We start from the raw sequence: 13,829 nt of genomic DNA, 5'->3' as shown, positions 1-13,829 counted from the left end.
TTACTCCTCCTCTTCATATGATTCAAGACGAGCATCGAACTCTTCTTCTGTTTCTCCAGGTACCATGATATGAATTGCTTCAGGATCAAAGTTTAAGCTTACGGCAGCCCCCGGTTTTGCTTCTTTTGTTGAATGAACAATCCACTCATTATATTGGTCATCTAAACAACAAATTTCATAGTGAACTCCTCTAAATAACTGAGTATCTACTACAACACTGATTTTACCTTTATCTGCACTTGTAATTTCTAAGTCCTCTGGACGAATAACTACTTCTACACGTTTATTTTTATCTAAACCAGCATCAACACATTCATATTGTTTACCATAGATTTCTACTAAATAGTCATCTAACATAACAGCATTAACAATATTAGATTCACCAATGAAATCAGCAACAAAACGGTTAACCGGTTCATCATAAATATCAGTAGGTGTCCCACTTTGTTCGATTTTACCGTGGTTCATTACAAAGATATAATCACTCATCGCTAAAGCTTCCTCTTGGTCGTGAGTTACATAGATAAATGTAATTCCCGTTTGTTGTTGAAGCTCACGAAGTTCATACTGCATCTCTTGACGTAATTTTAAGTCTAATGCTGATAAAGATTCATCAAGAAGAATAATTTCAGGTTCGTTAACGATAGCACGTGCAATAGCAACACGTTGTTTTTGTCCACCACTCATCTCAGTTAACTCACGATTTTCAAATCCAGCTAAGTTTACTTGTTTTAGAGCTTTCTTAACTTTTTTCTTTATAATTTCTTTCTTCTCATTTTTTATTTTAAGTCCAAATGCCACATTTTCAAAAACATTCATATGTGGGAATAAAGCATAATCCTGGAATACAGTATTTACGTGCCTTTTATTTGCTGGTAAATCATTTACTACCTTATCATCCAATAATACATCACCTGAAGTCGGACTTAAGAATCCTCCTATTAATTTTAGAATTGTACTTTTCCCACAACCACTAGGTCCTAGTAATGTATAAAATTTACCTTTCTCTATTTCTAAATCAATGTTTTTTAGTACATTATTATTACCAAAAGTCATTGATACATTTTTGAATTCAACAATATTTGCCATTTTTTTCTCCTTATAAATACGAATTAGTAGCTACTATTAATACTTCACATTCTTCATCAAATGGATTTGATAATCTATGTTCAGATGTAGCTAAAAAATAAAAACTTTCATTTGTTGAGGCTATAAATTCCTCATCTCCTAATTTTAATTTGCATTTCCCTTTTAGAACATAACATAATGTTTCAGATTCTGAAGGATCAAATGTTTTGTAACTAGAATTTTTCTCTAGTTTTAAAATTAAGGATTCCATTTCCTTTTCATTTGATTCAGGAACCAACCAAGTAAGTTCATATCCTTCATCCGTCTCCTCATAACTAGTTTGATCCTCTAAAGAATAATAAACTTTTTGGCTTGTACTTTCTTTATCAAAAAAGTCCTTAGGCGCACAACCTAATACTTGTAGTATATTAAAAAAAGTTTCCATCGATGGCGATGCTAGGTCACGTTCTACCTGAGATATATATCCTTTACTCAAGTCTGTACGTTCACCTAATTCTTCTTGGGTGAGGTTCTTTTGTATACGTAGTCTTTTTAATCTTTCACCTATAGAATACATAACTTCTCCTTACTATAACAAAAAATAAATATTTGTTTATCAATATCTAACTTTTCGTTATCTATGTTTATTATTATCTAACTTATTGTAATAATTGTTTACCATCAGTAAACTTATCGTTATTTAAGTTTATTATTAGTAAACACACTGTTTAGTATAATTAAATCACAAGTTATATATTACTATATTTTATAGTTAAAATCAAGTTGAAATTCCCTATTTTATAAAGTTTTTTTAAGTTAATTTTACAATACTATAATCTTCATTTTCCTTTCTTATATCATCAATTTAGTATATAATATTATTATTAAGAAAAGAAATTATACAAGGAGTCTCAATGAAATTCAATATAACAAAAACTTTCCCTACAGTAGAGAATTACTTAAGTCAATTTTTAAAAGTTTCAAAGAAAAATATCCATACTATAAGAATGAATAATCATCACAATAAAGATACAATTAAAATTAATTCAAATGAAGCGGAATTAAACTCACCATTAAAAGCGGGAGATATTTTAGAAGTTAACTTAGACTTAGTGACGTCGAAATATAGAGAAAATTCTACAGTATCTATATCTAAAGAATTTGAAGATGAATACTTATTAGTTGTTTCTAAACCATTCGGTATAAAAACACACCCGAATGATGTAGAATTAGAAGATAATACATTGGTAAACTATTTAATTTCCGACTATAACTACTTAGAACCTATCCATAGACTTGATACTGATACTTGTGGATTAGTAATATTAGCCAAAACACCATTAGTTAAAGCAAAACTAGATCAGATGCTTGAACAAAGACAAATTAAACGTTACTATTCTGCACTAATAAAAAATAATATTAAACCACAAACTATCAATTCAAATATAGGTAGAGATAGTAAAGAAAAAAATAAAATGGCTGTAACAAGAAATGGTAAAAATGCTATAACTAATATACTTGACTGTGTAAAAATAGACCAAAACAAGTTTTTAGTAACAGTATCATTAGAAACCGGTCGAACACATCAAATCCGTGTTCATTTAGCCTCTAATGGAGTTGCAATTATTGGTGATAAACTTTATTCTAAAGATGGATATAAATACGATAAAATGTATTTAGGAGCATTAAAAGTTGAATTTCCACACCCAGTTACAGAACATACAATAGAAATTAAATCTTCTTTAGAAAAAGAATTTTTGCTATAGAGTAACAAAAAACAGATGTGCTTTTTTTACACATCTGTTTAATTTTATTATTTTTTCATTTGTTTTTGAGCTTGTTTTTGAGCTTTTTGCATGTTGCTCATAACTTGGTTAATTTTTTTACGAGATGGTTTTTGTCCCATTTGACTCATCATACTCATAACCATATCTTCGTTGATTTGAGGATTTTTTTCCATGTAGTTCATGAAATTACGTCTTGCTAGGAAGAACCCTCCTACTACACCAGCAAGTAAACAAATTGCTCCAACTAAAATTGTAACTGCAGTTGCACTCATTGTTAATTTCCTTTCTTCTTAGGAGTTATATCTTCTCCGTTTTCATTAATTACTTTTGTATTATCTAATATGTTTCGCATATTAGCTTTAAAATTTTGTAAATATAGTTGTCTATATTTAGCTAGTTCTTCTGATTCCTCAGCTGTTAATTCACGCTCTTTTTTTGTAGCGTTTAATGTATTAATTTTATCAATAATTTCTTTCATTTCCATAATATTATACGCTCATTAACTCATCTTGTTTTTCTTTAGTAACTTTATCGATTTCAGCGACAAATTTATCTGTTACTTTTTGAATATCATCAGAATATCCTTTTAGATCATCTTCAGTAATTTGAGATGATTTTTCTAATTTTTTCATTGAATCCATAGCATCACGACGCACGTTACGTACTGCAACTTTAGCACCTTCTGATTCTTTACCTACTAATTTAGCAAGTTCTTTACGACGTTCTTCAGTTAATGCTGGGAATACAATACGAATAACTGTACCATCATTAGCTGGATTTAATCCTAAATCAGATGCTTGAATAGCTTTTTCGATATCTCCTAATAAAGTTTTTTCATATGGAGAAATAACAAGCATTTTTGGTTCTGGTACAGAAACACCTGCTACTTGGTTAATCGGAGTTGGTACACCATAGTAATCAACTGTTAATCTATCTAAAACAGCTGCACTAGCTTTACCAGCTCTAATTGATGCTAATTCACGACGTAAACTAGCGATGGCTTTTTCCATTCTTTCGTTTAAATTATTCATTATTTGTTCAGGCATAATTGTAAACTCCTAATATAAATTTTATTCAATAATTGTTCCTAAATTAGAATCAGAAACAACTTTAACAATGTTATCTGCTTCATCTATTGAAAAGACAATAATTGGCAGGTGGTTATCCATACAGAATGTAATTGCTGTAGAATCCATAATTGTTAACCCTTTGTTCATAATATCCATGTATGATAACTTATCATATTTTGTTGCTGTACTATCAAGTTTAGGATCAGCAGAGTAAACACCATCTACTCCATTTTTACCCATTAAGATAGCCTCTGCACCTATTTCTTTTGCACGTAAAGCTGCTGTTGTATCTGTAGAGAAGTATGGATTACCTATACCAGCTGCAAAGATAGCAACACGTCCTTTTTCTAGGTGTCTGATTGCACGTCTTCTGATGTAAGGCTCAGCCATTGCTTTCATTTCAACTGATGTTAACACACGTGTATCAACACCTTTTTGCTCTAATGAATCTTGTAGTGCTAATGAGTTCATAACTGTAGCTAACATTCCCATTGAGTCAGCTGTAGCACGTTCCATCCCTAGTTCTTCACCTGTTTTACCACGCCAGATATTTCCACCACCAACAACGATAGCGACTTCTACCCCTTGTTTTACTACTTCAACGATTTGAGAAGTTATTTTATTAACAACTTCAGAATCTATTCCAAACCCTTTTCCACCTGCTAGTGCTTCACCACTAAGTTTATATAAAACTCTTTTATATTTAGTAGCCATTTTTATCCTCCTAATATATTACAGACATTATTGTTTCTACTATGTCAACTTTTTAAAAAAGCACACACAAGAAGTGTGTGCTTAACCTCTTTTAATAGTATATATTAAATAGAGAATTATTATTTGCTAGCGTTAACTTGGCTCATTACTTCTTCAGCAAAGTTATCTTCTTTTTTCTCGATACCTTCACCAACTTCGTAACGTACGAATTTAGCAAGTTTTCCACCTTTTGATGCTACGAATTTTTCAACAGTGAAACTATCGTCTTTAACGAATTTTTGTTTAACAACTGTGATTTCTTCTAAGAATTTGTTAATTCTACCAACGATCATTTTTTCAACGATGTTAGCAGGTTTTCCTTCGTTTAATGCTTGCTCAGTTAATACTTTTTTCTCGTGCTCAAGTACATCAGCTGGTACTTCGCTTTCGTCTAAGTATTTAGGAGCTAAAGCAGCGATGTGCATTGCAACATCTTTAGCTGCTTCTTCATCTGTGCTTCCTTCAACAAGAGTAAGAACACCGATTCTTCCTCCCATGTGAGAGTATGCACCAAATGCATCAGCATCTGTTTTAGAAACAACTTCAAATCTTCTTAATGAAAGTTTTTCACCGATTGTAGCGATTCCTTCATTAATTACTGCTTCAACAGTTCCACCTTGAGCTTCAACTTGAAGAGCTTCTTCTAAAGTTTTTGGTTCAGCTGCTAAGATAGCTTCTGCAACATTTTTTACTAAAGCAACGAATTTTTCGTTTTTAGCAACGAAGTCAGTTTCTGAGTTAATTTCTAAGATAACAGCTTTGTTACCTTTAACTTCGATGTAAGCAAGACCTTCTGCAGCGATTCTATCAGCTTTTTTAGCTGCTTTAGCGATACCATTTTCTCTTAGGTAGTCGATTGCTGCTTCGATATCTCCATCAGTTTGAGTTAGTGCTTTTTTACAGTCCATCATACCAGCACCAGTACGTTCTCTTAATTCTTTTACCAAACTAGCTGTAATTTGTGCCATTTTGATTTGCCTCCGTTATTTTATTTTTATATTTTTTATTATTTATTATCTTTAGATTATTCTTCTGTTGCTTCTACTTCTTCTACGAAAGCTTCTTCAGTTTCTTCGATGTTTCCTTCATTGTAAGCTACAAAAGCGTCTGCCATTTTAGCTGTTAATAATTTAACCGCACGGATAGCGTCGTCGTTTGCAGGGATTACGTAATCAACGTCATCTGGATCACAGTTTGTATCTACGATACCTACTACAGGAATTCCTAATTTTTTAGCTTCAGCAATAGCGTTGTGCTCTTTCTTAGGATCTACTACGAAGATTGCATCTGGCATACCTTTCATTTCACGAATTCCACCTAGGAATTTGTTTAATTTATCGTATTCTTTTCTTAATTCGATAACTTCTTTTTTAGGTAATACTTCGAATACTCCATCAGCTTCCATTTTTTCAATTTCAGCGATTCTGTCAATACGTCCTTTAATAGTTTTGTAGTTAGTTAAAGTTCCACCTAACCAACGGTGATTGATGTAGTATTGACCACTTCTTTCAGCTTCTTCTTTAATAGCATCTTGTGCTTGTTTTTTAGTACCTACGAATAACATTTTTCCGCCTTGATCAGCAACTGATTTTACGAATTCGTATGCTTCATCAACTTTCTTAACTGTTTTTTGTAAGTCGATAATGTAGATACCGTTTCTTTCTGTGAAGATGTATTTGTCCATTTTAGGGTTCCATCTTCTTGTTTGGTGACCGAAGTGTACACCAGCTTCTAATAATTGTTTCATTGAAATAACTGCCATAGTTATTTTCCTCCTTGGTTTTTTCCTCCGACACTCTCTAAGCTTACTGCAAACATAAATGCACCGAGCAGCTACTCAAATGTCGTGTGTTATATTTTTGTTGGTTTTTACTCAACTTTATTAATTATATAGCATAAACAACCAAAAATCAAGTATTTTATTAGACTTTTTACTTATTAATACGATATTCAAAGTAGAGGATATCTAGTTAATAATTTTTATACTTTTATATAGTAAGAAAATATTATTTCATTCTTAATCAAAATAATTTCGTTTAATATCTTGATTTTTTCATTAAGTAGTATTATAATCTATTAGAACGTAATAATTACGAATAACGGAGGAATATTACAAATGAATAAATTTTTTAAACTAATTTCAATTGTTGCTGCATTCGCACTACTTTTAGTCGGATGTTCAAGCAAAACGAATTCTGGAGCTTCAAACTCTGGAAGTAAAACCAAAATTGTTACTTCAGTTAACTTTTATGCAGAAGTAGCTAAGAGTATTGCAGGAGATAAAGCAGAAGTTTCATCTATTATTACTTCAACTTCAGTTGATCCTCATGATTTCGAACCAACAGCTCAAGATGCTAAAGCTGTAGCCGATGCTAACATTGCTATTTTAAACGGTGGTGGTTATGATTCATGGTTTGAAAAACTTACTGCAAATAGTAAAGACATTAAAAAAATTGATGGCGCTAAACTACTAGGACTTAAAGATGGAGATAATGAACACATTTGGTATAATCCTGAAGTAATGAGTAAAGTTGCTGACGAACTTACTAAAGTATTATCAGAAAAAGATTCTTCTAATAAAGATTTCTACGAAAAAAATAGAGATAACTATAAAAAGGAACTTTCTAAAATTACTGATAAAATTAATTCATTAAAAGAAAAAGCAAATGGAAAATCAGTATTAACAACTGAACCTGTTTTTGAATATGCGGTAGATGCATTAGGATTCAAAACTAGTGAACAAGTTAAAAAATTAGCTCAAGCTACTGAAGAAGGTAACGATCCTGCTCCACAAGACTTAAAAGCTATTCAAGAGCAAATTAAATCTAAACAAATTTCATTAATCATAAACAACGTTCAAACTACAAATAAAACTATCGAAGGCTTAATTAGCTTAGCTGAACAAAATAAAGTACCAGTACTTAATGTAACTGAAACACAACCTGATGGTAAAACATACATTGAATGGATGTTAGATCAATATAATAAACTAGAAGAAATCCTAAATGGTGGTTCTGGTGAAAAAGCTTATCATGTTGAAGGTGCTGATGAAGGACACTCTCACGACCACGGTCACGAAGGTCATTCTCATGAAGGACACTCTCATGGAGATAAAGACAAAGATCATGACGACGATCACGAAAAAGAACATAAACATTAATAAGAAGATTAAAAATTAGTCTTCACATATTATAAATATGTAGTATAATATAAAGAAGAGATTCTAAATCGTATCTCTTCTTTTTTATATTCAAAATATAACAAATAAAAATTTAAATAATTTAGGAGATTTTATGACTGAACTTAATATAAAAAATCTCACTTATTCAATAGGAGATAAAACAATTTTAGACAACATTTCTTTTTCTGTATCTTCAGGAGATGTTGTCGCTGTTGTTGGGAAAAACGGTGTTGGTAAAACAACATTACTAAACAATATACTTGAAAAATTAAATAAAACTAATGAGATTACTCTTGTAGGAGAAAACCCAACTCTTGGTTATGTCCCTCAGTTTAGACAAATTGATGAAGAACTTCCATTATCAGCTAAAGACTTTGTATCATTACCAATTCAAAAAGGATTTCTTCCATGGCTTAGTAAAAAAGAAAAAGAAAGTATTAAAAATGCTTTATCTTTAACAAATTCTATTAAACTAGAAAATAAATCTATAGGTACTCTTTCAGGTGGTGAAAAACAACGTGTTTTCTTGGCTCAAGCACTAGTAAATAAACCTAACTTATTACTTCTTGATGAGTTCACATCTAACCTAGACAAAACTAGTGAAGTGGAATGTATGACTTTGGTTAAAGAAATTACAAAAAAAGAAAACATTATTACTCTTTGTATAACTCACGAGCTTTCACTTTTAGATGAGAAATATGTTGATAAAATACTATACCTAGAAAAAGGTTGCTTCAAATTTATCAGTATAGCAGACTATAACAAAGAGAAGAATACACTAAAACTTTGTAAACACTATGTAGGAGATAACAACCATGTTTAATTATGATTTTATGCAAAATGCCTTTATAGCTGGTACAATCGTTGCAATAATGGCAGGATATATAGGTGTGTTTGTGATGGCTAGAAATATGTCATTTATCTCTCATACTCTATCACATGTTGGTTTCGCAGGAGCGGCTTTTGCTGTTTTCTTAGGAATAAATCCAATATACGGATTACTAATCTTTACTATTACAATGTCATATCTTGTTGGTCATCTTAGCGTTAAAGCATTTAGACGAGAAGCTACAGTAAGTGTTATGTTAGGAATCTTTCTTGGACTAGGACTACTGTTCCTATCTTTAACACCGAAGAGCACTAGTTATGTTAATAATATTCTTTTCGGTAGTGTTGTTTCAATTACAAGAGATGATGTTAAATTAATTTTCACACTCGCATTAGCCGTAATTTTATTACTTTCTATTTTCTATAGAAAAATTAAATTTGATTCGTTTGATGCGATTGGAGCAAGAGCTTTAGGACTTAACGGAAAATTTATTTCAATATTTTTCTTAGTTCTATTATCTGTTGCTACTAGTATCACAGTACCAGTAGTAGGAGCATTATTAATGTTCGTACTATTAACGGTACCTGCTAGTGCAGCTAGGTATCTTACTAACAAAGTTGGACTAATGATTGTTATATCAGTTTCATTTGCTCTAATTGGAACATGGGCCGGGATTACACTTTCTTACTATACTTCCCTACCTACTACATTCTTCATTGCAACAATAGAAGCAATCTTCTACTTTGCTAGTTTAGGATATTATAATCTAAAAAGAAAATAATATAAAATCAACCACTGTTACTATCACATTTTATAGTCACAGTGGTTATTAATTATACATTTTTAAAAGTTTTATAACCTAAAAAATGCCCTGGTTTTATTTCTAAAACTAGGGCTTCTTCTTTATCTAGGTTTTACTGAATTTCTAATTCTTTCGTATGCACCTGGTTCAACTTTATCTAGAGAATTTCTAATAATTTCTAGAGTTTTGTTGTAACGATACTCTCTATAATATTGTTCAGCAACTGTTAATTGTTGGTGGAATTCAACATTATCTTTTCTGTATCTATTTGCATAACGAATTAGTTTTTCGATTAACTCGATATCAGTAAGAATATTATTAACTTCTGATGCATAGATATCAAGTGATTCTTCAGCTTCAGCAACTGCACGTTTTAATAAATCGATATTAATAGGTTCTTTTTTTAGCTCCTCTAATGCATATCTATAACTATCAGTTACATCTTTATATAAAACGATAAATCTATCACTGAATCCTGGAACACGTGAATTATCTAATTTACGTTTAATAACTTCTTTTTCTTGATTGATGAAGATAAGTTTTTCACGAGCGTGACCTTCTTCTTCACGAAGACTTGTTAGATATCTAGAGTAGTTCGTTTGATCTTCTTCGATTTTTTCTAATCCTTGACCTAATAGTTCTACTTTTTCTTTCAAGTCTTTATAGTTTAATTTTGGTTGATTATTTATATATACATCGATATCATGTTTAACATCAAGTAAATCACTAAGTTCATCATAATAGTTAGCGACCATTTCTTCATCTTTTTGATAGATTTGGTATCTATTTTTGATTTCTTGAATATTGTTATATAAAGCTTCATTTAGTTTATCTTGTAATTCAAGTTTATTAGTAATTTCTCTATAATTTTCCTCAATATATTTTTTATAATCAAGTTCTTTTTTTAGATCATTAGAAACTTCATCGATAACATCATAAATACCATCAAGAATGTTTTCTATTAAATCTATATCACCAGATTTAACTTTTTCACGTGCATCGCTAAGTTGCCATACACTACTTTCAATTTTACTTGAAATTTCTAGGTGATTAAGTTTAAATCCTTTTTTCTCCATTTCCTCAACTTTTAGTCTTAATGACTGAATTTGAGCTGGACAAGTTTTTTCAATTTCTTTTAACAAATCAGGTAAAACTTCCATTCTTTCTTTAAGATCATCTATTAATACTTTAACAGAATTAATTTTTTCTTGAGCTTCAAGGTATTTACCAGTTGATGTTAAGAGTTTGAAATCATCAAGCTGTGGTGCAATTTCTTTGATACTTTGTTCAAATTGTTCTGCTGCAGCCCCGTATTGATGACGTTTAGCTAATAGTTCTCTATTAAGCTCTTTGTACTCAACTACGATTTCTTCATATAGTTCTCTATTTCTAGGTTCAACTTCTGTCAATTCTTTAATTTCTCTTCTAATTCCAGCAATTCTATCTTTGATATTAGCAATTAATTCACCACTATTCATAATTACTTCATCAGCACGTTTGAAATTAAATTTATCAATATAAGTTTCTGCACTATAAAGATCTCTGTCAAGTTCTTCAATATCGATGCTTTGAATTTCGTACCATTCGCTTTCCCATTGAGAATAAAGTTTTTCAGCTTTACCAGCAATTTCTAGCGCTTTTACTTTTTTCAAATCATCAGATAGTGTTTCTCTCTCTAGCTCATCTTTCATAACTAAAAGAGGGTATAAATCTTGTTTCTTCCTATTTCTGAAGACGAATAGTGCTACTACTCCTCCAAGAACAAGGATACACACAAATAAAAATATATATGTCATATATCTTCCCCCTGAATGTTTTATTTAATTGTTTACGTTTATTAATACAATAACCTAACAAAATTATACCATTTTTATCACAAAAAACAAAGTGTTTCAGTAATTTTTTTAAATTTTTTTCAATTTTTCTTATTAAGAAAATTATTAAATACTTTTAGCATATTTTAAACATCTACTATTTTCCTTTAATAATCTTCATTTTTAAACAATATAAAAATTTTTATTATAGGTATACTATTCTTATCACTTTATTTTTTTTACCTATTATGCGAAAATATAATAAAGTCTTTAAAAGAGGTGTATTATGAATATAGTAGAAAATAAACAATTATTTATCGATCAAGCGACAGCATTAGTTTATGGAGAAGAAAATCTAGTAACTAATCTATCAAATCTATCAGCATTATATAAAGAATACTTACCTAATACTAACTGGGTTGGCTTTTACCTACTAGATGAAAAAAATAACAACTTAGTTTTAGGACCATTCCAAGGCAAGGTAGCATGTACTCGCATACCATTTAACAAAGGAGTTTGTGGACACTGCTTCACTACTCGCGAAACTATTTATGTCGAAGATGTTCACAAGTTTCCTGGACATATTGCTTGCGATAGTGCAACAAATAGTGAACTAGTTGTACCTATTATTCAAAATGATAAAGTAGTAGCATTACTAGATATTGATTCAATTGAGTTCAATAGATTCTCTAAAGAAGAAGTAGAAGCTTTTTCTGAAGTTACAAAACAAGTTTTTGAGAAAATTAATTTTTAAGATTAATATCAAAGGAGATATACCAAAGCAGTATATCTCCTTATTTTTTATTAGTCTATTATACCTTTGAATCTTAGGTAGTTTTCGTAGTCCATCTCTTTGTTAATTGCACCTTCAGGTGTTAATTCAATTACTCTATTCGCAATTGTTTGAATAAACTCATAGTCATGAGATGTAAAGAACACAGAACCTTTGAAAGCAATAATACCTTCATTGACAGCTGTAATAGATTCTAAGTCAAGGTGGTTTGTAGGTTCATCTAACAGAATAACGTTAGCTTTCGATAACATCATCTTAGATAACATACAACGCATTTTTTCTCCCCCTGATAATACGTGTGCACGTTTAAGTGCTTCTTCACCAGAGAATAACATTCTTCCTAAGAATGAACGTAAGTACGCTTCACTTTCCTCTTCAGGAGAAGCATATTGACGAAGCCATTCTACTAATGAGAGTTTTAATCCTTCAAAGTATTCAGAGTTATCTTTTGGCATATAACTTCTAGAAGTTGTAATACCCCATTTAACAGTACCACTATCTGGTTCCATTTCACCAGCAAGAATTTTTAGTAATGTAGTTTTAGCTACTTCATCCCCAAGTAAGATAACTTTATCATTAGGGTTCACAGTGAAACTTACATTACTTAACACTTCTTTACCTTCTACAGTTTTACTTACACCTTCAACGATAAGTAAGTCATTTCCGATTTCGCGATCTGGTGTAAAACGAACATATGGATAACGACGGCTACTTGGTTTAATATCGTCAAGAGTAATTTTATCAAGCATTTTCTTTCTACTTGTTGCTTGTTTAGATTTAGAAGCATTCGCAGAGAAACGAGCGATGAATTCTTGTAATTCTTTAATTTTTTCTTCTTTTTTCTTGTTGTTATCTTCTGCCATTCTTCTAGCAAGTTGGCTAGATTGATACCAGAAGTCATAGTTACCAACGTAAAGTTGGATTTTACCAAAGTCTAAATCACAAATGTGCGTACAGATATTATTTAAGAAGTGACGGTCGTGGCTGACTACGATAACAGTGTTCTCAAAGTTAATTAAGAACTCTTCTAACCATTTAATTGCACTAATATCAAGACCGTTGGTAGGCTCATCCAGTAGAAGTACATCTGGATTACCGAATAATGCTTGTGCTAAAAGAACTTTAACCTTAATAGCATTATCAAGCTCACCCATAAGCATATCATGGAACTCTACAGAAATACCTAATCCTTCAAGAAGTTGTGCTGCATCACTTTCTGCAGTCCATCCATCCATTTCAGCGAATTCACCTTCAAGTTCAGCTGCAATGATTCCATCTTCTTCTGTGAATGGATCTTTCATGTAAATTTCATTTTTACGGTTCATAACATCCCAAAGACGTTCATGTCCCATCATTACAACATCGATAACTCTATTTTCTTCATATGCGAAGTGGTTTTGACGAAGTACAGCAAGACGCTCACCTTTTCCTAAAGAAACGTGCCCTTGTTGTGAATCAATTTCACCAGATAATAATTTTAAAAATGTTGTTTTACCTGCTCCATTTGCTCCGATTAACCCGTAGCAGTTACCATTTGTAAATTTTATATTTACGTCTTCAAATAATTTTCTATCTGCAAAACGTAAACCTAAATTTGTTACTTGTAACATTCTTTTCTCCTTTAAATTCTATTTTGCTAAATACCTTGAATACGAATATATTATTCAAAGTTTTTTCACTTAATATAGTTGAAAATTATAAATACTCATATTCATAACCAATCAACTATACT

Annotated in this window: 15 protein-coding genes; 5 read left to right on the top strand and 10 right to left on the bottom strand. The window is 31.0% G+C overall.

All coding sequences use genetic code 11. The annotated features are described in order from the left end of the window. Both O5Y44_RS00255 and O5Y44_RS00250 read right to left on the bottom strand, forming a co-directional pair. The gene (locus O5Y44_RS00255) at positions 1-1,089 is read right to left on the bottom strand and encodes an ABC transporter ATP-binding protein (protein WP_271987146.1); all 1,089 of its coding nucleotides are present in this window, start codon (positions 1,087-1,089) and stop codon (positions 1-3) included. A gap of 10 nt (positions 1,090-1,099) precedes the next feature. Beyond that, a complete protein-coding gene (locus O5Y44_RS00250) occupies positions 1,100-1,645 on the bottom strand; it encodes a helix-turn-helix domain-containing protein (protein ID WP_003146140.1) in 546 nt (181 codons plus the stop codon). A gap of 337 nt (positions 1,646-1,982) precedes the next feature. Between O5Y44_RS00250 and O5Y44_RS00245 the strand changes: the two genes are divergently transcribed. Next, complete coding sequence (locus O5Y44_RS00245) at positions 1,983-2,834, top strand: RluA family pseudouridine synthase (protein ID WP_371465099.1); 852 nt, start codon at positions 1,983-1,985, stop codon at positions 2,832-2,834. 47 nt (positions 2,835-2,881) lie between these two features. Here the strand turns inward: O5Y44_RS00245 and O5Y44_RS00240 are convergent, their stop codons facing one another. The 6 genes from O5Y44_RS00240 to rpsB all read right to left on the bottom strand — a co-directional run bounded on the left by O5Y44_RS00240 (position 2,882) and on the right by rpsB (position 6,440). Next, entirely contained in the window at positions 2,882-3,127 is a 246-nt protein-coding gene (locus O5Y44_RS00240) for a YneF family protein (RefSeq protein ID WP_003146143.1), read from the bottom strand. Positions 3,128-3,129: 2 nt separating this feature from the next. Further along, complete coding sequence (locus O5Y44_RS00235; protein ID WP_371465098.1) at positions 3,130-3,333, bottom strand: DUF896 domain-containing protein; 204 nt, start codon at positions 3,331-3,333, stop codon at positions 3,130-3,132. 10 nt (positions 3,334-3,343) lie between these two features. After that, positions 3,344-3,901, bottom strand: a complete 558-nt coding sequence (gene frr / locus O5Y44_RS00230) for a ribosome recycling factor (protein ID WP_271966343.1) — start codon at positions 3,899-3,901, stop codon at positions 3,344-3,346. 24 nt (positions 3,902-3,925) lie between these two features. After that, positions 3,926-4,639, bottom strand: coding sequence for a UMP kinase (pyrH, locus tag O5Y44_RS00225; protein ID WP_314989234.1), 714 nt, complete (start codon positions 4,637-4,639; stop codon positions 3,926-3,928). Between the two features lie 119 nt (positions 4,640-4,758). Next, entirely contained in the window at positions 4,759-5,646 is an 888-nt protein-coding gene (gene tsf / locus O5Y44_RS00220) for a translation elongation factor Ts (protein WP_271986924.1), read from the bottom strand. A 56-nt stretch (positions 5,647-5,702) separates the two neighbouring features. Next, complete coding sequence (gene rpsB / locus O5Y44_RS00215) at positions 5,703-6,440, bottom strand: 30S ribosomal protein S2 (RefSeq protein WP_271966346.1); 738 nt, start codon at positions 6,438-6,440, stop codon at positions 5,703-5,705. A gap of 354 nt (positions 6,441-6,794) precedes the next feature. Here rpsB and O5Y44_RS00210 point away from each other — a divergent pair, with 354 nt between their 5' ends. The 3 genes from O5Y44_RS00210 to O5Y44_RS00200 all read left to right on the top strand — a co-directional run bounded on the left by O5Y44_RS00210 (position 6,795) and on the right by O5Y44_RS00200 (position 9,469). Continuing rightward, positions 6,795-7,838, top strand: a complete 1,044-nt coding sequence (locus O5Y44_RS00210; RefSeq protein ID WP_271986926.1) for a metal ABC transporter solute-binding protein, Zn/Mn family — start codon at positions 6,795-6,797, stop codon at positions 7,836-7,838. A gap of 133 nt (positions 7,839-7,971) precedes the next feature. Then, complete coding sequence (locus O5Y44_RS00205) at positions 7,972-8,682, top strand: metal ABC transporter ATP-binding protein (RefSeq protein WP_371465096.1); 711 nt, start codon at positions 7,972-7,974, stop codon at positions 8,680-8,682. After that, positions 8,675-9,469, top strand: coding sequence for a metal ABC transporter permease (locus tag O5Y44_RS00200; protein WP_271966349.1), 795 nt, complete (start codon positions 8,675-8,677; stop codon positions 9,467-9,469). The genes O5Y44_RS00205 and O5Y44_RS00200 overlap by 8 nt, the downstream gene beginning before the upstream one ends. 122 nt (positions 9,470-9,591) lie before the next feature. On the opposite strand, the gene O5Y44_RS00195 is transcribed toward O5Y44_RS00200, so the two are convergent. Further along, on the bottom strand, positions 9,592-11,286 hold the full coding sequence (locus tag O5Y44_RS00195; protein ID WP_271986929.1) for a septation ring formation regulator EzrA: 1,695 nt from the start codon (positions 11,284-11,286) through the stop codon (positions 9,592-9,594). Positions 11,287-11,590: 304 nt separating this feature from the next. Between O5Y44_RS00195 and O5Y44_RS00190 the strand changes: the two genes are divergently transcribed. After that, on the top strand, positions 11,591-12,058 hold the full coding sequence (locus O5Y44_RS00190) for a GAF domain-containing protein (RefSeq protein WP_371465095.1): 468 nt from the start codon (positions 11,591-11,593) through the stop codon (positions 12,056-12,058). Positions 12,059-12,108: 50 nt separating this feature from the next. Here O5Y44_RS00190 and O5Y44_RS00185 read toward each other — a convergent pair whose 3' ends face one another. Beyond that, a complete protein-coding gene (locus O5Y44_RS00185) occupies positions 12,109-13,707 on the bottom strand; it encodes an ABC-F family ATP-binding cassette domain-containing protein (protein WP_003146158.1) in 1,599 nt (532 codons plus the stop codon). Between the last annotated feature and the right edge of the window lie 122 nt (positions 13,708-13,829).

The sequence above is a fragment of the Gemella sp. 27098_8_155 genome, assembly GCF_041433725.1.
Classification (GTDB): domain Bacteria; phylum Bacillota; class Bacilli; order Staphylococcales; family Gemellaceae; genus Gemella; species Gemella haemolysans_D.
This window is presented reverse-complemented; position numbering and strand designations above follow the sequence as displayed.